The 20909-nt window shown below is 39.2% G+C and carries 22 protein-coding genes and 1 riboswitch; of the genes, 3 read left to right on the top strand and 19 right to left on the bottom strand.

Annotated elements, in window-relative coordinates:
• Positions 1 to 42: 42 nt before the first annotated feature.
• The 4 genes from A33I_RS03825 to prsW form a co-directional block, all read right to left on the bottom strand.
• Positions 43 to 1869 (bottom strand): bifunctional homocysteine S-methyltransferase/methylenetetrahydrofolate reductase, encoded by a 1827-nt coding sequence (locus tag A33I_RS03825; RefSeq protein ID WP_022627134.1) that lies wholly within the window; start codon positions 1867 to 1869, stop codon positions 43 to 45.
• Positions 1870 to 1881: 12 nt separating this feature from the next.
• Positions 1882 to 3003 carry a methionine biosynthesis PLP-dependent protein gene (locus A33I_RS03820; RefSeq protein WP_022627133.1) on the bottom strand — a complete coding sequence of 374 codons (1122 nt, stop codon included), beginning with the start codon at positions 3001 to 3003 and terminating at the stop codon, positions 1882 to 1884.
• An 87-nt stretch (positions 3004 to 3090) separates the two neighbouring features.
• Positions 3091 to 3193: riboswitch (SAM riboswitch) on the bottom strand.
• Between the two features lie 81 nt (positions 3194 to 3274).
• Positions 3275 to 3439, bottom strand: a complete 165-nt coding sequence (locus tag A33I_RS21025; RefSeq protein WP_012958469.1) for a hypothetical protein — start codon at positions 3437 to 3439, stop codon at positions 3275 to 3277.
• A gap of 22 nt (positions 3440 to 3461) precedes the next feature.
• On the bottom strand, positions 3462 to 4109 hold the full coding sequence (gene prsW, locus A33I_RS03815) for a glutamic-type intramembrane protease PrsW (RefSeq protein ID WP_022627131.1): 648 nt from the start codon (positions 4107 to 4109) through the stop codon (positions 3462 to 3464).
• Positions 4110 to 4274: 165 nt separating this feature from the next.
• Between prsW and A33I_RS03810 the strand changes: the two genes are divergently transcribed.
• Positions 4275 to 5243: an asparaginase gene (locus A33I_RS03810; RefSeq protein ID WP_022627130.1), complete on the top strand. Its 969-nt coding sequence runs from the start codon at positions 4275 to 4277 to the stop codon at positions 5241 to 5243.
• Positions 5244 to 5265: 22 nt separating this feature from the next.
• On the opposite strand, the gene A33I_RS03805 is transcribed toward A33I_RS03810, so the two are convergent.
• The 10 genes from A33I_RS03805 to A33I_RS03760 form a co-directional block, all read right to left on the bottom strand.
• On the bottom strand, positions 5266 to 6237 hold the full coding sequence (locus A33I_RS03805; protein ID WP_022627129.1) for a YpdA family putative bacillithiol disulfide reductase: 972 nt from the start codon (positions 6235 to 6237) through the stop codon (positions 5266 to 5268).
• A gap of 87 nt (positions 6238 to 6324) precedes the next feature.
• A complete protein-coding gene (locus A33I_RS03800; protein WP_012958465.1) occupies positions 6325 to 7587 on the bottom strand; it encodes a Glu/Leu/Phe/Val family dehydrogenase in 1263 nt (420 codons plus the stop codon).
• A 228-nt stretch (positions 7588 to 7815) separates the two neighbouring features.
• Positions 7816 to 8733, bottom strand: a complete 918-nt coding sequence (locus tag A33I_RS03795) for a D-alanine--D-alanine ligase family protein (RefSeq protein ID WP_022627128.1) — start codon at positions 8731 to 8733, stop codon at positions 7816 to 7818.
• A 202-nt stretch (positions 8734 to 8935) separates the two neighbouring features.
• Entirely contained in the window at positions 8936 to 9535 is a 600-nt protein-coding gene (locus A33I_RS03790) for a genetic competence negative regulator (protein ID WP_022627127.1), read from the bottom strand.
• A gap of 125 nt (positions 9536 to 9660) precedes the next feature.
• Positions 9661 to 10566 (bottom strand): MerR family transcriptional regulator, encoded by a 906-nt coding sequence (locus A33I_RS03785; protein WP_022627126.1) that lies wholly within the window; start codon positions 10564 to 10566, stop codon positions 9661 to 9663.
• A 275-nt stretch (positions 10567 to 10841) separates the two neighbouring features.
• On the bottom strand, positions 10842 to 11600 hold the full coding sequence (locus A33I_RS03780; protein ID WP_022627125.1) for a metallophosphoesterase: 759 nt from the start codon (positions 11598 to 11600) through the stop codon (positions 10842 to 10844).
• Positions 11601 to 11632: 32 nt separating this feature from the next.
• Positions 11633 to 12025, bottom strand: coding sequence for a hypothetical protein (locus A33I_RS03775; RefSeq protein WP_022627124.1), 393 nt, complete (start codon positions 12023 to 12025; stop codon positions 11633 to 11635).
• 559 nt (positions 12026 to 12584) lie between these two features.
• Complete coding sequence (locus A33I_RS03770) at positions 12585 to 13505, bottom strand: hypothetical protein (protein WP_022627122.1); 921 nt, start codon at positions 13503 to 13505, stop codon at positions 12585 to 12587.
• Positions 13502 to 14032 (bottom strand): RNA polymerase sigma factor, encoded by a 531-nt coding sequence (locus A33I_RS03765; protein ID WP_022627121.1) that lies wholly within the window; start codon positions 14030 to 14032, stop codon positions 13502 to 13504. The genes A33I_RS03770 and A33I_RS03765 overlap by 4 nt, the downstream gene beginning before the upstream one ends.
• Before the next feature lie 161 nt (positions 14033 to 14193).
• The gene (locus A33I_RS03760) at positions 14194 to 15420 is read right to left on the bottom strand and encodes a M20 family metallopeptidase (RefSeq protein WP_022627120.1); all 1227 of its coding nucleotides are present in this window, start codon (positions 15418 to 15420) and stop codon (positions 14194 to 14196) included.
• A gap of 598 nt (positions 15421 to 16018) precedes the next feature.
• Here A33I_RS03760 and A33I_RS03755 point away from each other — a divergent pair.
• Positions 16019 to 16240, top strand: a complete 222-nt coding sequence (locus A33I_RS03755; RefSeq protein WP_012958455.1) for a hypothetical protein — start codon at positions 16019 to 16021, stop codon at positions 16238 to 16240.
• 59 nt (positions 16241 to 16299) lie between these two features.
• Here A33I_RS03755 and A33I_RS03750 read toward each other — a convergent pair whose 3' ends face one another.
• The 5 genes from A33I_RS03750 to A33I_RS03730 form a co-directional block, all read right to left on the bottom strand.
• Positions 16300 to 16761: a YpbF family protein gene (locus A33I_RS03750; RefSeq protein WP_022627119.1), complete on the bottom strand. Its 462-nt coding sequence runs from the start codon at positions 16759 to 16761 to the stop codon at positions 16300 to 16302.
• Positions 16762 to 16818: 57 nt separating this feature from the next.
• On the bottom strand, positions 16819 to 17061 hold the full coding sequence (locus A33I_RS03745) for a hypothetical protein (protein ID WP_022627118.1): 243 nt from the start codon (positions 17059 to 17061) through the stop codon (positions 16819 to 16821).
• Between the two features lie 61 nt (positions 17062 to 17122).
• On the bottom strand, positions 17123 to 17698 hold the full coding sequence (locus A33I_RS03740; RefSeq protein ID WP_022627117.1) for a CPBP family intramembrane glutamic endopeptidase: 576 nt from the start codon (positions 17696 to 17698) through the stop codon (positions 17123 to 17125).
• A complete protein-coding gene (locus A33I_RS03735; protein ID WP_022627116.1) occupies positions 17691 to 19220 on the bottom strand; it encodes a RecQ family ATP-dependent DNA helicase in 1530 nt (509 codons plus the stop codon). Before A33I_RS03735 ends, A33I_RS03740 begins: the two co-directional genes overlap by 8 nt.
• A 2-nt stretch (positions 19221 to 19222) precedes the next feature.
• The gene (locus A33I_RS03730) at positions 19223 to 20275 is read right to left on the bottom strand and encodes a YpbB family protein (RefSeq protein ID WP_022627115.1); all 1053 of its coding nucleotides are present in this window, start codon (positions 20273 to 20275) and stop codon (positions 19223 to 19225) included.
• Positions 20276 to 20639: 364 nt separating this feature from the next.
• Here A33I_RS03730 and A33I_RS03725 point away from each other — a divergent pair, with 364 nt between their 5' ends.
• Complete coding sequence (locus A33I_RS03725; RefSeq protein WP_022627114.1) at positions 20640 to 20888, top strand: ferredoxin; 249 nt, start codon at positions 20640 to 20642, stop codon at positions 20886 to 20888.
• Positions 20889 to 20909 lie beyond the last annotated feature (21 nt).

The raw sequence follows: 20909 nt of genomic DNA, 5'->3' as shown, positions 1-20909 counted from the left end.
CATTCACATTTCTATCAAGCATTTTAAATTCTTTTCACAATATTAATGTGTTAGTTTCGCGGTTGATTTCTGCTCAATATAGGCTGTTAACTCAGCTGTAATTTCATAACGCAGAAACGGTGTAATTAAATAAATACCGTTAAAATACTGTGTAGCCGTATCAATTAATGATTTAGCAATCTTAATTCCTTCTAACTGAGCACTTTCTTTCGTTTCACAGGAAGCCATTGAGCTGCGAATTGAATCTGTAAGCTTAATGCCAGGCACCTCATTATGAAGAAATTCCGCGTTTCTTGAGCTTGTCAACGGCATGATCCCGACATAAACTGGTGTATCTAAATGTTTTGTTTCATGATAGAACGCTTCAATTTGTTCCTCGCTGTACATAGGCTGCGTCATAAAGAAATCAGCACCGCTCTCTATCTTCTTCTCCATTCGCTGAACAGCTTTATCCATGTGTCTTACGTTAGGGTTACAAGCAGCAGCAATAGAAAAATTAGCTTTCTGACCAAGATCTTTACCTGAGAACGATATACCTTCATTTAATTGTTTCATTAACGAAATGAGTTGAAAAGAGGTGACATCATACACAGAAGTAGCCCCCGGGAAATCCCCCACTTTTGTCGGATCTCCAGTCACTGCTAGCACATCATTAATACCGAGCGCATGCAGCCCCATTAAATGTGACTGCAGCCCAATCAAATTACGGTCTCGGCAAGTTACATGTACAAGCGGCCTTACATCTTCTTTTATTTGGGCGGCCAGAGCCATATTGTCAATCCTAGGAGAAGCAAGTGAATTATCCGCCAGAGTCACCGCATCCACTCCTGCTTCTTTTAAGACTTTTGCACCTTTTATAAATTTATCTGTACTTAATTTCTTAGGAGGATCAAGCTCAACGATTACTGAGCGTCTTTTCTTAGCAATATCAGATAGCGGCTCTAGAGAGCGAGGAAACTCTATTTTCTTTGTAACTTTTTTTAAAGAAGGGGTAACCCATTTTTCCTCAACAGGTGTTCTACGCTCTGCCACATGACTAAAGGCTCTAATGTGCTCAGGAGTCGTACCACAGCAGCCGCCAAGAAGGCGTACCCCTTGATTCACAAACTGCTCACCCATACTCTCGAAATATTCAGGATTTGAATGATAAAATAATCTTCCGTCTTGATATTCAGGCAAGCTCGCATTTGGATAAACGGACAAATACGCACGCTTTGGCAGCGGCACATCTTCTAATGAACGAAGCATGTGGCTTGGACCCATTCTGCAGTTTATCCCTACAACATCTGCTCCTGCATTCTCAAGCTTCCCAATTGCTTCTTTCAGAGAAACCCCGCCATGAAGCACCCCGATTTCACCCAGTGAAACATTAGCAATTATAGGGAGCTCCGATTGTTTCCGAACGATATTAATTGCTCCTAACAGTTCTTCTAAGTCATAAAAAGTTTCTAACAATATACCGTCTACATTTGACACAAGCAAGGCCTCAATTTGTTCTTCTAATGCCTCTAGAACTTCTTCTTTCGTCCATTCCTCTTGATGGAAGTTTTGCAATCCACCGACTGTTCCGACAATAAATATGCCATTAGGGCCAGCTTCTCTTGCAAGCTTTACAGCTTCTTGATTGATGATTTTAACCTTTTCATCAAGTTCATATTTCTCCAGTTTCAATCGATTGGCAGCGTACGTATTCGTTTGAATGATTACAGCACCTGCTTCGATATACTGTTTATGTGCATCTATAATTCTATTTGGGTCTGATAGATTCAGCTCCTCAAAGCATTTGGAAATCCCTTGTTCATAAAGGAGAGTCCCCATTGCACCGTCCCCAACTAATACTTCATTTTTCATTTTTTCTAAAAAATTCATGCGGACACCCCCTTACACATTTGACTTCAATTTAGCTGCATACGTAATGGCTTGCTCTAAATCATTTATAAGATCCTCTGCTCTCTCAATCCCTACTGAAAAACGAAGTAGTCGATTACAAACCCCATTTTCAACCCTCACGTCTTCAGGAATATCTGCATGTGTTTGAGTTGCTGGATAGGTCATTAAACTTTCCACACCGCCTAGGCTCTCTGCAAAAGAAATCAGTTTTAATTGTTGCAAGAGCGGATTCACCCATTCCTCGTCTTGAATACGAAACGATACCATTCCGCCGCGTCCTGGATATAATACATCTGTAACATGCTCATTTTCTTCTAAATATTGAACGACAGCTTTTGCATTTTCTTCGTGCTTTTCCATACGCAGGGCAAGAGTTTTCATCCCGCGAATTAATAGCCATGAGTCAAAAGCCCCCAGTGTTGCGCCAATTCCATTATGGTAGTAGCCAATTCGCTCAGATAATTCTTTGCCTTTTGAGACGACAAGGCCTGCGATTACATCATTGTGTCCTCCTAAATATTTCGAGGCACTATGAACAACGATATCAGCGCCTTCTACAAGGGGCTGTTGTAATAAAGGAGTGTAGAACGTGTTATCAACGATCAATAATAAGTGATGTTTTTGACAAATAGCTGCAAGTGACTTAATACAGGCTTCTTGCATCAAAGGGTTCGTTGGCGTTTCTATAAACAGTGCTTTTGTCTTTTCATTAACAGCCGCTTCTACTTGAGCTAAGTCCCTCGGGTCTACATATGAGAAATGGAGGCCCCATCTGCTCCATCCTTCTTCAAACAGTCGGTATGTACCGCCATATAAATCTTTAGATGCTAAAATTTCATCCCCCGACTCAAATAGCGAAAAGACTGTTTGAATTGCAGCCATCCCAGAGCTGCATGCAAATCCTTGATCACCTTCTTCAAGGGATGCAATTGCTTCTTCTAACACTTCACGTGTCGGATTGCCTGTTCTTGCATAATCATATCCGGTTGATTCACCAATACCTGTATGTCTGTAGGCTGTTGATAAGTAAATAGGCGTATTAACAGCTCCAGTATGCTCGCGTCCTCTATTTCCAATCTGAACAACCTCTGTTTTATATCTCTCTTTTGTCATGATTTCTCCTCCTGATTCCTCCTAATAACTAAAAAAGACACCTTCCTTAAATAAATAAGAAGAAGGTGTCTGTTAAATGCTAGCCTCTTCTTATCTTCCAAGCTTCTGCTTGGTGGAATTAGCACCTGACCAATAATGGCTGGTTGCTGAGACTTCATCGGGCCATTCCCTCCGTCTCTCTTGATAAGAATCCATGTTTTATGAAATTTCTAAATAAACTTACTACGTTGAACCTAAGTTACACTATCTCACGGGTAATTGCAAGAGTTTTTTAAGATTCAGGTGTTGCATCCACGTGAAGGTCATCATTATTTCCGCACACACATTGTTTGAAACCCGTCTCATATTCCCCGTGATCATTTTCTTTGCCACGTAGAATATATTTTTCCCCGCATTTCGGGCAACGAATGATTACTCGATAACGTTCTCCTACCATCTTTCATTCCCCTTTCTACATTTTAATGATCAAGCTTATTAGCCCATTTTACCTTATTTAACGCTAAGATCCAAAGACCAACCATAAATGGGACCAGTCCGATTAAAAAGTACATATCAAATGTCAGCAAAATGAAATCATAGACTCCATGAAGCAGGACCGGGATCAATAAGGACAGTAACAGAAACTGCTTTCTTTTTGTGTTCTCCATCTTAGCTCTGCCTATATAATAACCCATAATCACCCCATATAAAGCATGGCTTGATACAGGAAGCAGCGCACGACCTACCGCAGTCTCTAGTCCATGAGCTAGCATATAGAACACATTTTCCATCGATGCAAACCCTAATGATAAAGACACACCGTAGACAATTCCATCATAACGACGTTTCATTTGTCCATATTGATATGCAAAAAAATAGAGCATGAACCATTTGAAAAACTCCTCAAAAAATCCATACAAAATAAATGCTTGACTTAGATCAGCCTGCAATAAACCCTCAGCTGTAAAGGCGTACTGCAACACCATAACAGGGAAAACAAGGATAAGTCCAATAATAAAGGTTCTAAACACTAAGGCGTTGACAGTTGATTCATATTCATTTCTTAAATAAAAATAAGATAGTAACGCCATTCCTGGTGCAATAGCAGCTGTTAATAGGGCAAACAATGTAGAGCCTACCTTTCTTATACTGTGCAATCAATTATTAATCATACAAATAGTATTTATACATAATTAGATGGTAATTCTAGTGAGTGAGGTATGAAAAGTATGGTAAAATACGTACATAACATCAAGAGAGTCATTCTCTAACGATAAAAAGGAGCATGAAAGATGAAAAAGATACTTGTGTTACATACTGGCGGAACCATTGCTATGCAAGAGGATGAACATGGTGCCGTTACCCCCAATCTAGTAAATCCATTATATTCCACAATTGAATCCCTTTCAAGCATCGCCTCTGTTGTCGTAGATGATTACTTGAATATTCCGTCGCCTCATATGACTCCTTCTCTAATGGTCGAACTGGCCAAACGATTAAAAGAAAGAGTACAAAATGATTCGCTCGATGGAATTGTGGTGACTCATGGTACGGATACGCTAGAAGAAACAGCTTATTTACTTGATCTTGTCTTAAACATTGAAAATCCAGTTGTGGTAACCGGTGCTATGCGCTCAAGCAATGAACTTGGATCAGATGGTCCTCACAACCTCATTTCTGCTGTAAAAACCGCAGCAAGTGACGAAGCCTACGGTAAAGGTGTGCTCGTTGTTTTAAATGATGAAATTCATACTGCTAAAAACGTAACGAAAACACATAGTTCTAACATTGCCACCTTTCAAAGCCCTCAATACGGCCCGATTGGGATTGTCACTAAACGAGGGGTAAACTTCCATCATACATTATCGCATAGGGAATGCCACCCAGTTGATTCCTTAACAAAAAAAGTCTCACTGCTTAAAACGTATGCTGGGATGGAAGCTGATATTGTTGATGCAGTAGCTGATGCAGGAATTAACGGCCTGGTCATTGAAGCTTTCGGACAAGGGAACGTGCCGCCGGCCATCATGCCTGCATTAGATCGTTTAATAAAAAAACAAATCCCTGTTGTATTAGTATCAAGATGTTATAGCGGAGTCGTACAGGATACATATGGTTACGACGGAGGCGGAAGAACGCTTAAAGATCTGGGGGTTATTTTTACGAATGGACTAAACGGACAAAAAGCACGCTTGAAGCTAATGGTTGCTCTTGAACTTACTACTGATAATGAACAATTACAACAAATATTCCTAACATAAAAAAGCCCTTAAAAGGGCTTTTTTATGTTGAAAACTTTTTCTTTAAATCTTCAGCGATCAACGGTCCATGGTGACGTCCATTTTCGATAAAGATTTCATTTGCATTATTACCAGCTGCAATCACTCCAGCAATATAAACTCCTTCAACATTTGTTTCCATCGTTTCAGGGTCAAAAGCAGGACGTCCGGAACCTGCTTCTACTTCCACCCCTATTTTTCTTAGAAAAGAATGATCAGGATGGTAACCAGTCATAGCGAAAACAGCATCTGCCTTCACTGAATATACTTCATCACCGATTGTATATATTACTTCATGATCTGTTATCTCTTTAACTTCTGCATTAAAATGCAGATTTATTTTCTCATTGCGGACAAGTGATTCATATTCTGGTAAGATCCAAGGCTTTACACTGCTTGAATACTCCTTCCCACGATACAATGCGCACACTCTAGCCCCTGCTTTCTCGAGTTCAAGAGCTGCATCTACTGCAGAGTTCTTCCCGCCGATTACGACCACATCTAAATCAAAATAAGGATGTGCTTCTTTAAAATAATGATGCACGTGCTCCTTACCCTCACCAGGAATATTCATTTTATTAGGGCTGTCGTAATAACCTGTTGCGATAATCAGCTTTTGACAAACGTATTCCCCTTCTGATGTACTTACGTGAAATTCACTGTCATCTTGTTTCGTCACCAATTTTACCTCTTCATATGATTGGACACGGATCTTCTTACGCTTCACTACATCACGGTAATAAACTAACGCTTGATTTCGCTTCGGTTTCCGCTCTTCAGTTACAAATGCAACGTCTCCGATCTCAAGCTTTTCACTCGTACTAAAAAATGTCTGATGTGTTGGATAACGATAGATCGCATGGACGATGTTACCCTTCTCTATAACAAGCGGAGAAAAACCGGCTTCTTGGCATGCAATAGCAGCTGATAGCCCGCATGGTCCTGCTCCTATAATAATGATGTCTTCTTTGATCAAACTATTCACCTCTCACAACAATGTAACCCGAAAACCCTTGTATCATAGACACAAGGGCAAGGTTAATCTTATTTATAGTATATCAAATTATACCCAGCCACGGAAACGAGAGGCTTCGGCCATCTTACGCACACCAATCATGTATGCAGCAAGACGCATATCTACTTTACGGCTCTTCGATAAGTTGTAAATGTTTTCAAATGAACCAACCATAACATGTTCAAGCTTACCTTCTACTTCTTCTTCCGTCCAATAATACCCTTGATTATTTTGAACCCACTCAAAGTAAGAAACAGTTACCCCGCCTGCACTAGCTAATACATCAGGAACTAACAGGACATCACGTTCAGATAGAATACGTGTTGCCTCCATCGTTGTCGGACCATTAGCAGCTTCTACGACAATTGAAGCTTTAATTCGCTCTGCATTTTCTTCTGTGATTTGATTTTCAATAGCAGCTGGAACTAAAATATCACATTCTAATTCAAGCAGCTCTTGGTTTGTAATAGTTTCTTTAAACAGATTGGTTACCGTACCAAAACTGTCACGACGATCAAGCAAGTAATCAATATCTAACCCTTCAGGATCATGCAGGGCACCGTAAGCATCACTAATACCAACTACTTTTGCTCCGGCATCATGCATGAACTTCGCTAGGAAACTTCCTGCATTACCAAAGCCTTGGATTACTACTTTTGCTCCTTCAATATCGATCCCTTTCTTCTTGGCAGCCTCACGGATACAAATTGTTACACCTTTAGCCGTTGCAGACTCACGTCCGTGTGATCCTCCTAACACAAGAGGTTTTCCTGTAATAAATCCAGGTGAATCAAACTCACGGATACGGCTGTATTCATCAAGCATCCACGCCATAATCTGCGAATTAGTAAATACGTCTGGAGCAGGAATATCCTTAGTCGGTCCTACTAATTGACTAATTGCCCGCACATATCCGCGGCTTAACCTTTCTAATTCACGGAAGGACATATCACGGGGGTCACAAATAATTCCACCCTTTCCTCCGCCATAAGGAAGATCGACTATTCCAGCTTTCAAACTCATCCAGATAGATAACGCTTTCACTTCTTTTTCAGTAACATTTGGGTGGAAACGTACTCCACCTTTTGTCGGTCCAACTGCATCGTTATGCTGAGCTCGGAAACCTGTAAAAATCTTTGTCGAACCATCATCCATTTTAATAGGAATACGCACCGTTAACATACGGATTGGTTCTTTCATTAACTCAAACATTTCATCAGGATAACCAAGCTTGTCCAAAGCCTTTTTAATTACCTTCTGCGTTGAAACAAGCACATCTAAATTTTCAGCTTGCTTACCATTACCTTCCATCTGTTTCACCTCTAGCCAGTGTTCGATGTATTATTTTTACGCATATGACCGCGTTATCATTCATCACTACTTACTATAATGAAAGAGCTGTCATATTTCCACCTTTTCAGTAAAAAAAACAACATAACTTATATTTCCGTCCTATTCACACTATTCTTACTACTATTTACCCAAATCTTAAGCAATTAAAACAGACTGATTTAAAATCAGCCTGCCTTTTAATAATGTTTATTTATTTAAAGATAGTTGGACGAATGTTTCAATCATCTCATCATAGGATAACCCAATTTCACGAGCAGCATCCGGATAGAGGCTTGTTGGCGTCATTCCAGGCAGAGTATTTACTTCTAAAATGACTGGGGCTCCGCCATCATCGGGTACAATAAAGTCAACGCGTGAATAAATGTCGCAGCCTAGAGCTTGGTGAGCCAATACAGCATGCTTTTGAACATAGTCTGTTTGTTCACTTGTAAGACGTGCAGGAACAATATGCTCGCTCATACCCACTGCATATTTTGCCTCGTAATCATAATACTTATTTTTTGGTACAATCTCTACTACAGGAAGAGCTTTCTCTCGCCCTTTATTCCCCATTACAGCGACCGTCACTTCTCTGCCCTTAATAAATTCTTCAAGCAGAACCGTTTCATCTAGTTTAAATGCTTCCTCAATACCATTTACTAATTCTTCTTCATTCTCAGCAAACGTAATTCCAATTGTAGAGCCTTCTTGGTTTGGCTTTACTACAACAGGAAACGGAATCTCAATTGCCGTCGTTTCAGGGTTGTATGAATGCTTATAAAGCACATGCTGTTTGGCTATTCTGGTCCCTTCTCTCTCAAAGAACAGCTTCGACTTTGCTTTATCCATCGCTAGAGCAGAACCTTGCACACCTGAACCAACATAGTTAATGTTCAGCATATCTAGTAAAGCTTGCACTTTGCCATCTTCCCCGTACCTGCCATGCAAACCAATATAAACTAAGTCGACTTCCAAGCTTAATAAATCTTCCAATCTATCAGGGTGAAAATCAATCCCAATCACTTCATGTCCATTTGCTTTAAGAGCATTAATAATGCCCTTCCCAGAGGATAAAGATACTTCTCTCTCTGCTGAAATCCCACCATACAATACAGCAATTTTCATTTGGCTCAACTCCTACTACACATTATGTACCACTAGTATATTCGCCTACTTTATTTTCGGAACTAGTCTCGGTTATTGTACCATAATACCCTTGGCCACGCTCATTTAAAAGCACAGGAAAACTGTGAAAGAAAAAGTAACTCAACGAAAAAACAGTACTGCACAAAAAAAAGAAAACCGATGACCATTTGGCACCAGTTTTCTATCGTTTGATAAATGTATGATATAGTTGATAGACAGCTTCATTTTCCATTAATGTCTTACCATATTCATTTACTCTGTGTATAGACACGGTCGAGGAATACCCAAATTCAGATAGTAATGCGATAAAAGCTTCTTCGTCTTGGTCAATAATGTCCATCTCTTCAAATTTCATATAGTATTGACCGTCAAAGAAATAAAGCTGTCCGCCTATCACACCAAATGGATACAGCCTAGAAGAAAGGCCAATGACATCTTCAAATTCTTTAAATGTATAGAATATCTCATCACTTTCATCTAATGTTACCTGCATTTCAATATAGCCTTCCTCAAACCCCTCAATATCAAAATCTTCATCTGGAAGCCCTTTTGACACAATGATAACCATTCCTTGCGCCGGCATAGCATATACTTCTACAGCAATCGGCCCATCTACTTTAAAACCTAATTCATCATCTGCTTCAAGCATCATATCTCTAAATAGATCATGTACTTTTGGAACATCCTGCCATAAATCTTCTTTCGTTATTCCTCTTTCCTGCATATCATCAAATGTAAGGAATACTTTAAATTTATCTACATTTAAACGCTCAAGACGCATTGTTAACCCTCCCTTTTCCGAGAGCCTAAAAAGGCTGACTCGTGCCGTAAACATCGTCTTACTATACGGTATGTGAGGACGTTACAGAAGGTTCGCAAACACGCCCGTGAAACAAACCTAATTATTTATTTAAGGTTGTTCCTTAGCCAGTTTTCCCATTCAGTCTTCGTCTTACCGACAAGATGCGGCTCTAACACTTCTTGTTTTTCATCCTCTAACTCATCAAACGCATAACCGCCCGTGCCAATAATTAAATGTGGAAACACCTCTTTTAGATGTTCAATTAACTCCATTGCCGCTCTAGCATTAGCAGAAATTGTACAAGAGGTGAAAAACAGTTTGGCATTCACTTCACGCAACACCATTTCTACATCAGCATTTGGTATCCCTGCCCCTAAATAAATGACCTCAAATCCTTTACGTCTTAAGAAAAGAGTAAAGATCAACAAGCCAAGTTCATGTGTTTCATTAGGTCCACACACTGCTACTACTTTCGGCAAGAATCCATCAACAGGCAGCCCGTGAAAAATATTACCGATTTTTGTTCGTAGAAAAGAAGTGACAAAATGCTCGTGAGCAGTCGAAATTTCATTATTCTCCCACATATACCCTACTTTCACAAGCAACGTTCCAAGGATATCAATGGTCACCTTATCAATACTAAACATGCTGAACGCTTGATTTAGGAGCTGATGTGCCTTTGTTTCTTCAAAAGAAAGTAAGGCTTGAAGAATTTCATCTGATAATTGTATTGAATAGTCTTGATACTCACTGCTTTCTTGCTGCGGCATCCCAATATTACCTTTCTCAAATAACCCGACAGCTTGTCCGATTGTAAAACCTTTATTTACTTTGTCAATTAACCACCGCAAGATGGCAACATGTTCATCTGAATATAAACGATGGCCTGCCGAATTACGTATTGGTTCAATAATTTGATACCTTCGCTCCCAAGCTCTTAACGTTCCTGGTTGTATCCCTAACATGGTTGAAATTGCTTTTATATTGTATTTCCCTTCATTAGAAGCCATATTCTCTCCCCCTATACAAGTTGCACAAGCTCCGTATTTTAGATCTTTGATGTAAGACTTGCTTAGAGAACCTTGCCTTCGTATCTTACTCCATACTTTTCCATGCGATCATTGAATACATTTTGATACAACCTTTGCCTTAAAGTGGTGCTTTTTAGCTTAGTATAGCGAATGAAGCCCTCTGTGTAAACTTTGTACAATCATTTGTATAATGTTTAAGAAATATTTTCAAAGTATATGCGGGGTTCATTTGAGTTGTAAGTTATATCATTTACTTATTTTCTTTCATCCAATTTCTTTATTTCAATTATATGTGTCTGTTGAGGCGCTCCCAGCCTAAGCGGCAGCTTAGTAGTTCCGTATCCATTACTAATTAAATGCCACCCTTCGTTTTCTCTTTTCATACCGCCCAGCTCAGCTATACCAAACCTGAATAGTCGGATCTGCCCCCCGTGGGTATGTCCACTTAAAGAAAGTTCAGGAGAGAGCATAGAGGATGCTTCTCTTATAATGTCTGGGTAATGACTGATTAACACAGTGAACATTTCATTATTAATCTCTCTTTCATCTAGTTGCTCATACTCTTCATCAATACCAATTAATTGGATCCTCGTTTCTGATTTAGTTATTATTTCGCTTGATTGGCTTAAAATCGTCACTCCATGATGAAGGAGAGTCGTTTCTAGCCACGGTTTATCTACTTCCTCGTCATTATTTCCCCAAACAAAATAAACAGGAGCAACGTTTGTTAACTGGCGTAAATTTTCTTCAAGTCTTTCTTGTTTTACTCCTGCCTCTAACAGATCGCCTCCGATAATGACAATATCAACCGGCTTTGTAAGTTTGTTTATTAGTCTTTCTGACACCCGCCTTTTATGGATATCAGAAATAAAAAAGATACGAAAAGAATTAAGTCCGTTTGGCAACTCCTCAAATGTTAATGGATGGTGTATTAATCGATTACGAAAAGCTTCTATAAACATATAAAACAGCAGCAGCACCCCTGCTGCTATGACCAAGTATAGGTAAAACATGCATTTTCCTACTTTCTCACATCTCGTGTTTCTTAATCAACTTTTTGCAAATCAACATCCATTATACCATATAAGCTTGCCAAAATTAGAGCACCTAGAGCAGGCACCCAGCTGATGTACATGAGATGTACAATCGATAAAAAAGCTATAACAAGAAATAAAATGCGTATGTTGTGATTTACAGAATAGCGTGGCATTTGAAAGAGGGTTTTCAGTAAATCTTGAACAAACAGCGAATAGGCTAAAAATCCCGCAACAAATGCAAAAGAGGCAGCAAGCATTTGAAAGGGAGAGAAAAGAACAGCGCCGATCAGCTCCCCTAGCCCAAACCCTCTAGGATGAGGAAAAAGCTTGAATGACGTAAAAATCCCGCCATATGCGGTTAATAAAAGTAGACATTTCTTAAAGATAAAATAAGGATCCACGTATATTTCTCCTTCATGTCTTTTACTTCTTTTAACAACATAGTATGGGATTTACATAAAGATATGAGGAAAAAGAAACTGAAGTTTACTCTGGAAAATAAACGCAAGTAAGAGGAGGATTGCCGCTCATGAAATATACTCGCTTTTCGCGGGGAGCTAGTGAGCTTCCTCGGGCTAATGCCCTGTGGGATCTCACTCCTGCTCTAAGCCCCGCAGAAGTCTCGCATATTCATTCGCTAGGTTATTGCTTTGTATAATTATTAAGTAAAATACTTTTGTTATGATTCAGTTCACTTGAGGCCCAAGTATTATTGCTTTCATCCCCGCTTCACTTTCTAAAGCCTGAAAATTTGCTTTTAATGAGAGAGCAGCTTAACAAAATCCTTCCTCCGTTGACCTCGCTGCAGGCACCGACTCCTTCGGGATGTGCGGGACCAGGAAGACCCCACAGGGCTAAAGCCCGAGGAGGCTTCCGGATCGCCCGCGGAAAGCGTGTGCCTGCAGCGAAAATCAACAACTATTGTAGGAAGAGTATTTTTAGTTCTTCTTCCCCCAGCGTTTAAGGGGTCCACTCAAAGTGCTCTATCACTTGCCCTGCGCGTACTTGAAGGCCTTCGGTGTATTCTCCAAACGTATAGATCTCGATGGTATAGTAATTATCATCGTTAGATAGTAATGCATACCGCTTAGATTCATAGTCACCAATGTAGAAACGCTCCTCCATTACATTTAATTGGTCGTTCCTTGAATTGACCCAATCTGATTCATTATCTTCTAAAGCAAAACCGTTATTACTCATTTCTTGATCCCACTCTTCTAAAATTTCATCTACACTGCCCACGTCAACTGGAGTGATCGATAAAAATGCCGGTTCTATCCGACCATTGCCATAATTGGCTGCGATTTGAATTCCTTTTTCTGCGTCAGGATTTATTTCCACTTCAAATTGTTCGTCTACAACGGAGGAAAAACCAAGTTCGGTATCTGTAAATTCTTTAACTACGATAATATCTTCTTGTCCTTCTCGCAAAACTGGTTCTTCTCTCGTTTCACCAATATCAATTCGTTCAAATGACGACCTCGGTGCTGCTGTCTCACTTTCTCCATCAGCAGGTTCTTCATAGGTTGTGACCTCACCTTCCTCCGTAAGAGCCTCTTCAGCAGCTTCTTCCTCGGTTAGAAGATTCGCTTTATCGTCTCCATTATTATATAGGGTGGCTTCCTCGTTTATTTCCTCATCACTAATGGCTATTTGATTACTCTGGTCTGAAAAAAAACCGCCTGATAGGAGAATCGCACCTATACCAGCAGCTAAAAACATTAACGCCGCCACTTGCCAACGAGAAAAAAAGGTAGCCCGGCGAGGCTGATTCCCCTTTTTAATTTGAGACATGATCTGATCACTTGAAGTCTTTTGCGGTATTTGATCATATTGCTTTTTTAATTTTTTCATTTGATTTTCAAACTGTTGATCATTCATTGTCTTTCACCTACTTTTTCAAGCTTTTCTTTTAATTGCTTTTTAGCTCGCATCATTCTCGTTTTTATGGCCCCTTCCGATACCTTTAAAACATCTGCAATTTCTGCATAGGTCAGGTCATGAAAGTAATGCAAAATGATAGGAACTTTATATTTTTCATCTAGGGATTGAATTTGTTCATGCAGTGCTTTTGTTTCATCGTCGTAAAAGGTCTCTACATAAACCGATGCCTCCCCCTCATCCTGCATCGCCTTTACTCTTTTTGAATGCCTTGCCTCTGTTCTATATTGGTCCCTGACTACATTCAATGTAATCGTATAAAGCCACGTAGTAAATTTACCTCTTGTATGCTTAGATAAGAATCGATAGACTTTAATAAACACTTCTTGTGTGATATCCTCGACACTCGATTCCTTTGCTCCAAGCTGGAACGCGAACTTCTCAACGGTCTTTATGTGCATTTCAATTAATCGTTGGAAAGCTTCGTCGTCCCCTTTCTTTGCACGCATGATCAATTGTTCTTCCATTGCGACTACCCCCGAAGTTGGTCTCACTGTTTTTATTTCATTTAATGCTATTAAGTTAGTTAGGTTTTTTAACATGACATACATAAAACGACAGTCACATTTAAAAGGTTTCATAAAAAAACACGCTCATCCTAGGATAAGCGCATTTAAAGACCAATATCTTACGATGTTGCATCGGCTTCTTTGGATTGAGTTTTTAGTAGAGAAGAATTTTTATCAGAAAGGAAATCTAATGCAACACTCAATAAAAGTTTCGCAGCAACAAGCATAGCAGATTCATCAAAATCAAATTTTGGATGATGATGCGGATAAACAATTCCTTTTTCTACGTTGCCTGCCCCAGTAAAGAAGAATGTACCAGGAACATGCTGCAAGTAATAAGCAAAATCCTCTCCCCCCATAACTGGCGCCATCTCTTTGACAAGGTCTTCCCCTTGTAATTTCGTAGCTGTCCCGACAAAGCGATCTGTTTCAAACGGGTCATTAATAACAGCTGGATAGCCTTTTTTGTACAAGAAATCATATGTTGCTCCCATGGCGTCAGATACTCCCTTTGTCACCTGCTCCATACGTTCAATCATCATATCTTGTACATCAGTCTCGAACGTTCTAACTGTCCCGACAATCTTAGCACTATCAGCTATAACATTAAATGCTCCGCCAGCATGGAAAGACCCGACACTTAAAACAGCAGATTTTAATGGGTCAACATTTCTGCTGACGATATGCTGCAGGTTTTGAACAACTGAGGTACCAACTGCAATGGCATCTACCGTTTCATGAGGGGAAGCCCCGTGTCCCCCTCTTCCTTTAAAATCAATCTCAAAACGATCAGCTGCTGCCATGATGGCATCTCTTCTATATCCAATTTCTCCGAGCGGCATTGTGGACCATAAGTGCGTACCAAAAATGGCATCCACACCTTCTAAGCAGCCATCACTAATCATAGCAATAGCTCCGCCTGGGGCAAGCTCTTCAGCAAATTGATGAATAAGGACAACCGTACCTTCTAAGTTTTGTTGATTTTCCATTAACACTTTCGCAACGACTAAAAGGGTAGCTGTGTGGCCATCGTGACCGCATGCATGCATCACACCAGGAGTCTTGGAAGCAAACGGAAGCCCTGTTTCCTCTTGAATAGGAAGAGCATCAAAGTCTGCACGCAACGCTACTGTTTTTCCAGGCTTTGCCCCTCTAATGTAGCCAACAACCCCTCGTCCGCCTACATTTCTTTTTACTTCTACCCCTAATTTCTCAAGGTAATCCGCAATCATAGCTGGCGTTTGTTCCTCTTCAAAAGAGAGCTCAGGATGTTGGTGAAGCGTTCTTCTTAATTCAACCATTTCCGGATAGTACGTTTCTAGTGTTTTATGTAATTGATCAATCATCTATCAGCACCCCTTTTCTTTTCCATTGCACATATCTATTGTACATTTCGTAGGGCGAAATGAAAACCTATTATCCTAAATATTCCGATTTTTTATAAGGTATTCTCAAATTATAACCGTTTAGAAAAATAAAAAACTGATACCCGATTGGATACCAGTTTGGTCTCAATGTTAAATTGCCTTACTTTAGTTGCTCAAAAATTACTCAGAGTACTCGGAAACTTTAAGAAGTCCAATTGCCATTACTACAGCAAGAACCATTGCCATAATTCCGAAACCTAAAACAGCTACTAATTGTACTAATGTCATTAGTCAACACTCCCCATATGAAGATGTTTCTTTTTGATAATTTGTAAACTAATCGTAACATAGCTTGTTTGTTGATCTAGAATCGATTTGTGACAATCTCACGAACATTGAATACAATAAAAATGGGTAAAATGAATGAATTTTTTTCGTCGATTTATTAGCTTTTCTGTCAAAATTCTTTTGTGAGATTCCTTCACCAACAGATTGAATATTCAGATTAGTTACGTTATACTGAAGACACGGAGATGTAGAAAGCGCTTACATTAATAAATAAGAAAGGTGTGAGTGTATGTTTTTAACTAAGCTGACAGACAAATCACTCGTAACCAACCAAGACTTAGCTTTTAACCAGCGTATCGGCCTTCCAGTTGAAGTGTATTGCTCAAGACAGGGAACAACGCTTGCCTTTGGCAAAATTGAAATGTATACGGACCATTTTATTTATGTAAGCGGCAGATCTTACTGTCGTGAGAACCATATGTTTTTTGGCCATCCACATTTATCTGCCTAGGATAAAGATAAAACCACTCCGCCATTCAGCTTGCTCCCTGAATGACGAAGTGGTTTTTATTATTTATGATAAAGGTTAATATCGTGTTCCGTTTTCATATAAGTAAAAACAGATTCCCTCTGCTGCCAGCTTTGATCTTTCTCCCAAAGTTCACTTGAGCGCTCAATACACTCTTCTCGCAAGGCTTCAAATTCGATTTCTGCTTTTGTTGTTTTTTTCGATAATAACTTAACCTGCACAATCCCTACTATAAATAAAAGGATAAGCAAAAGGAGAATCGTGTTGCCTACTAATATAGATAAAAAGTTTGAACTAAAATGAAGCCCGCTGCTCCCTCTTAAAACTTGAGCACCAAACAGTAAAAAAAGTCCAAGCGATAATAACGTAAATGAACTCCAATGATTTTTAGCTTTATTCAGCTTTTCCCACTTTTCTTTTCGTGCAATCATTTCCTCAAGCATCACCTTACTAACATTTGTAAGAGCATCAGGATGTATATTCCATTGTTTCATACCTGTCATACGCTTGGCCCCCTTTACTAGAAAATATGAAGAGGGCAGAAAACTAGAACGATTTGCTTAAAGATTTAACCAGTAAGGTGAAAAAATCAGTAGTAAAACAATGAGAATAAAAGTCATTAATAATAATCGTACAAGCGGAAATGTCATCTGGATGCCGCGTTTTTTCTTTTTCCTGTGCCGATGTATGTCTTTTCTAGAAGGAAGATCTCCTTCCTTACGTTCCGTTCGACTCTCAACTCTTGACATATGTTTTCTCAAAGGCTCTGCTTGGTCCTTGTAGTCCCGCTGTGGTTCACTCATACCGTTTCACCTCACTTATAGTATCGGTCATCCACTGCTTTTTTTAATGAATCTTATTTCCCTATTTTCTTGATTTTTTTCTTAAAAATAACCCAAATAAAAAATCAATTAAAAAATGAGCAAAAATCGTTACAGTAAGGTTATTTGTATATTCAAATAGAAGACCCAGAGAAAAACTAACTAACAATACAAATGAAAACAAGATTGGTTTCTTTAAGTACCGCACATGAACAAGGGCAAAAATAATGCTTGCAGCAATTAAACCGAAGGCTGTTTGTAAAACCGCTCTAAATAAAAGCTCTTCTACTACAGCAATGACCATACATAAAATAATCATATGAAGTACACTGCGCCCTTTAAAAACTCGTTCATTTATTCCGCCATCATCAAGATGACGATAAGGAATAACGCGGTACATTAAAAGATCAACACCAACGACAATCAGAGCAAAGCTGCCCCCTATTACGATCGTTTCATACCAAGTAAATGAAAGTAACTGCAGGAACATGGATAAATCATCAAAAACAAAGTAAGCCCCTGTCAAACCAATTAAGAGCATGGCCGCTTGTGAACCATATAAGCTAGCTAAAATTTCTTTATCACTTAAATGATCTATTTTTCGTTCGTTCTCATTCATATAATTCCCCTGTCTTGCCGAACAACCTGATAGACAGCTCCTCTTGCCAATTTTCCGCATCATGCTGATTATAATGATGTAGTTGTTCTTTTATGTAATACGTTTCAAGCGTTAACCCACAAACATCACAGCAATCTTCTGTTTGAATCTGTTTTTCTTCTTCTTCAAAATAGGCCAACACCCCATTTCGCCTGCACGTTTTACTGTGCATCCAGGTCTCAAACTGAGATAAATGTTTTTGTTTATTGATTTGATATTTTAAAAATGAATCAGCTAACATGCTCGATACTGCATCGATTGAGAACCGTTGAACCATGGTACCCTTTAAAACGTTCATTTCCTCTAATGAAACTTTTACATTTTTCCATGCTGTTTCGCTGCACCCAAGCTTGGCACAAAGTTCAGCCTCTGCCTTCTCATCCATTTCCTCCATTTGGCTGAGTGCAAGAAGCAGCTGCACCAGTTGCTCGTTATCTAATTGTTCTCGTTTTGAAAGCAGTCTTGCAAGCCCGCGGTCCTCTTCACTAAATAGTGTAATCGCAATACTTTTCTCCCCATCACGCCCTGCACGTCCTATTTCTTGTACATACGATTCCATTTGAGTTGGATAGTGAAAATGGATGACGTACCGGATATTATCTTTATTAATTCCCATGCCAAATGCACTTGTACAGCATATAATTGAAAGTTCCCCTTGCATGAATTGCTGTTGGATTAAAAGCCGATCATCATTTGTCATACCGCCATGATAAAAATTGACACCTTGAATGCCTCGTTCTTGTAGTTTTCTAGCTGCTGCCTCACTCCACAGCCTGCTCGAAAAATAAACCATACCTGGTCCTTCTAGTTTTGATGTCAGCTCAAGTAACCGTTCCATCTTCTCTTCAGTTGATAAGTATTGTTCTACTTGGACCGCAATATTCGGCCGGTTGACGGAATGAATAAATGATTTAGGTTTACTCATTTGTAAATACGAGCAAATATCTTTTTGTACATAAGGTGTAGCTGTAGCTGTAATTGCTAAGCAAGGTGGATTGGATAATTTCTCTCTTACTTGTGCTAAGCGTAAATAATCACTTCTAAATTCATGTCCCCACTGAGAAATACAGTGTGCTTCATCAACAATAAATAATGAGATCTGCAGTTTTCTCAATTTATGTAAGACATAATCAGATTGGAGCATTTCAGGTGACGTATAAATCAATTTATAGGTAGACAAAGAACGAAAAACTTCTTCACGTTCAAGATGATTCATAAAGCTATTGATCGCTACTACTTGCTTAATTCCAATGGAGCGCAGCTGCTGGACTTGATCCTCCATTAGAGAAAGAAGCGGAGATACAATAATGGTCACCCCCTCCTTCAATAAAGCAGGAAGCTGATAACAAATGGATTTCCCCATCCCCGTGGGAAGAACTGCTAATACGTCTTCATTTTCCATTAGGGCAGCTACAATTTCTTTTTGACCACTTCTAAATGTAGAATAGCCAAACCACTTGAATAGCTCCTTTTCTAGATCCATCATTATTCCTCCTTCCTTGCAAGAACTAAGCGAATCATAAAGTAAGATACTTCATCACCTAATGCCTCTTTAATATCCCGTAACTTTACAGATGATCCTTTTTCCTTCATAAACGCATAAATTTTATGTTTAATTTCTTCAGTCACATAAGGCTTGATTGAAAAATCAGGCTGCTGAAGAGCAATTTCTATAACATGATCTTCTATCGTACTCCTTTTTAAATTGCGTTTCGTTGCAATTTGGTCTAATGTATGACCTTGCTGTATGAGCCGAGCCGTTTGGTCAGCAGACTTTGTCCAACCAGCTGATTTAGAATCTCTTTCAATAAAGACTTGTAAGACTGGGAATTTTTTTTCGTTCTTCTCCATCTCCTCAAGCATTTCATGAAGCATTGCTTGATGAATGATCCAAGCATCCTCCACATTAAACCCACATGTATGAGCAGCTTGGGCTGAGGTATATCCAACTTTCTTTTCTGTTGTCAGTTGCAAAACTATAAATAGAGCATAACGATCTGGAAAACGTTCTAATAGATGCTTAAGCTCTATGTGTAATTGTCGAAGTACATCAATCCTTTTGTTTTTTTGGTTCGGCATTCGTGCCTTGACCCACTTTTGAATGGCGCGGTCTTGAATGATTGGAATAAAAGATCCACTCTGTGATAGGAGCTGTGTCAACGATTGAATAAACAACGTAAACCTCTGCCAAAAGAGTATGCCTGTCCTTCCATATTTAAATCCATTTAAGTGTCTAATCATCGGCGTTTCTGCCAGTGTATCACGAATCACGGTATCTCCCTTTTCCGTAACGAGATAACAATCCTTATCACAAGGCTTAAGATACCCATTCTCCATACAAGCAGCTGCTATCGCGTCCATTTCTTCACGTTTCATCTTAGGGAAAAGACCAAAATACGGAAGCAGTGTATAATAATGTCCATCTTGAATCGTTTGTGCAGACTTTTTGCCGTGAAGAAGGTGATAGGCTCCATATATCGTTCGTTCTCCTTTGAACCTTTTTAACACTGTTAAAACAATCAGTTGCTTTATTATCATGGTTTCATTTCATCTCCTATCACAGGCCTTACTCACGAATTAGCTGCACGTTTCTAATATATAATGATTGTATCAAATTTCCGCTTTCTTTAGGGGCTATTTGCATCACCTGCGGGAATAATGATAAGAGCATGATTTGAACACGACCATTTAACATACTCAATCGAACATAAAACTATAAATTCGAACATAAAAACTTTATAAATGAAAAAGTTTAGGAATGATTTGGTTGAAAAGTTTATCAATCGGCTTTACAATAGGTAAGTACAAAAATCAAATCACCCTAGATCAGGAAGATGCATAGGCTATTGCAACCTTATTCTAGAGTTGGATTTAATAAATAGAACAAAATGGAGGGAACATCATGGCTAAATATACGATTGTCGACAAAGATACTTGTATCGCATGTGGGGCTTGTGGCGCCGCTGCTCCAGATATTTATGATTATGACGATGAAGGCATTGCATTTGTTATTCTTGATGATAACCAAGGAACGGCTGAAATTCCAGAAGAGTTAGAAGAAGATATGATCGATGCTCAAGAAGGTTGTCCGACAGATTCAATTAAAGTCGCTGATGAATCATTTAATGGCGATGCACTAAAATTTGAATAGGATCATTATTATATTTAAAGC

This window comes from Alkalihalophilus marmarensis DSM 21297 (genome assembly GCF_000474275.2).
GTDB classification, from domain to species: Bacteria; Bacillota; Bacilli; order Bacillales; family Bacillaceae_D; genus Alkalihalophilus; species Alkalihalophilus marmarensis.
This window is presented reverse-complemented; position numbering and strand designations above follow the sequence as displayed.

What these genes read in the sequence shown, in the direction of transcription:
- A33I_RS03825 (WP_022627134.1), bottom strand. Translation starts at nt 1,869, where the DNA reads ATGAATTTTTTAGAAAAAATGAAAAATGAAGTATTAGTTGGGGACGGT.
- A33I_RS03820 (WP_022627133.1), bottom strand. Translation starts at nt 3,003, where the DNA reads ATGACAAAAGAGAGATATAAAACAGAGGTTGTTCAGATTGGAAATAGA.
- A33I_RS21025 (WP_012958469.1), bottom strand. Translation starts at nt 3,439, where the DNA reads ATGGTAGGAGAACGTTATCGAGTAATCATTCGTTGCCCGAAATGCGGG.
- A33I_RS03810 (WP_022627130.1), top strand. Translation starts at nt 4,275, where the DNA reads ATGAAAAAGATACTTGTGTTACATACTGGCGGAACCATTGCTATGCAA.
- A33I_RS03800 (WP_012958465.1), bottom strand. Translation starts at nt 7,587, where the DNA reads ATGGAAGGTAATGGTAAGCAAGCTGAAAATTTAGATGTGCTTGTTTCA.
- A33I_RS03795 (WP_022627128.1), bottom strand. Translation starts at nt 8,733, where the DNA reads ATGAAAATTGCTGTATTGTATGGTGGGATTTCAGCAGAGAGAGAAGTA.
- A33I_RS03790 (WP_022627127.1), bottom strand. Translation starts at nt 9,535, where the DNA reads ATGCGTCTTGAGCGTTTAAATGTAGATAAATTTAAAGTATTCCTTACA.
- A33I_RS03785 (WP_022627126.1), bottom strand. Translation starts at nt 10,566, where the DNA reads ATGGCTTCTAATGAAGGGAAATACAATATAAAAGCAATTTCAACCATG.
- A33I_RS03780 (WP_022627125.1), bottom strand. Translation starts at nt 11,600, where the DNA reads ATGTTTTACCTATACTTGGTCATAGCAGCAGGGGTGCTGCTGCTGTTT.
- A33I_RS03770 (WP_022627122.1), bottom strand. Translation starts at nt 13,505, where the DNA reads ATGAATGATCAACAGTTTGAAAATCAAATGAAAAAATTAAAAAAGCAA.
- A33I_RS03765 (WP_022627121.1), bottom strand. Translation starts at nt 14,032, where the DNA reads ATGGAAGAACAATTGATCATGCGTGCAAAGAAAGGGGACGACGAAGCT.
- A33I_RS03760 (WP_022627120.1), bottom strand. Translation starts at nt 15,420, where the DNA reads ATGATTGATCAATTACATAAAACACTAGAAACGTACTATCCGGAAATG.
- A33I_RS03755 (WP_012958455.1), top strand. Translation starts at nt 16,019, where the DNA reads ATGTTTTTAACTAAGCTGACAGACAAATCACTCGTAACCAACCAAGAC.
- A33I_RS03750 (WP_022627119.1), bottom strand. Translation starts at nt 16,761, where the DNA reads ATGACAGGTATGAAACAATGGAATATACATCCTGATGCTCTTACAAAT.
- A33I_RS03745 (WP_022627118.1), bottom strand. Translation starts at nt 17,061, where the DNA reads ATGAGTGAACCACAGCGGGACTACAAGGACCAAGCAGAGCCTTTGAGA.
- A33I_RS03740 (WP_022627117.1), bottom strand. Translation starts at nt 17,698, where the DNA reads ATGAATGAGAACGAACGAAAAATAGATCATTTAAGTGATAAAGAAATT.
- A33I_RS03735 (WP_022627116.1), bottom strand. Translation starts at nt 19,220, where the DNA reads ATGGATCTAGAAAAGGAGCTATTCAAGTGGTTTGGCTATTCTACATTT.
- A33I_RS03730 (WP_022627115.1), bottom strand. Translation starts at nt 20,275, where the DNA reads ATGATAATAAAGCAACTGATTGTTTTAACAGTGTTAAAAAGGTTCAAA.
- A33I_RS03725 (WP_022627114.1), top strand. Translation starts at nt 20,640, where the DNA reads ATGGCTAAATATACGATTGTCGACAAAGATACTTGTATCGCATGTGGG.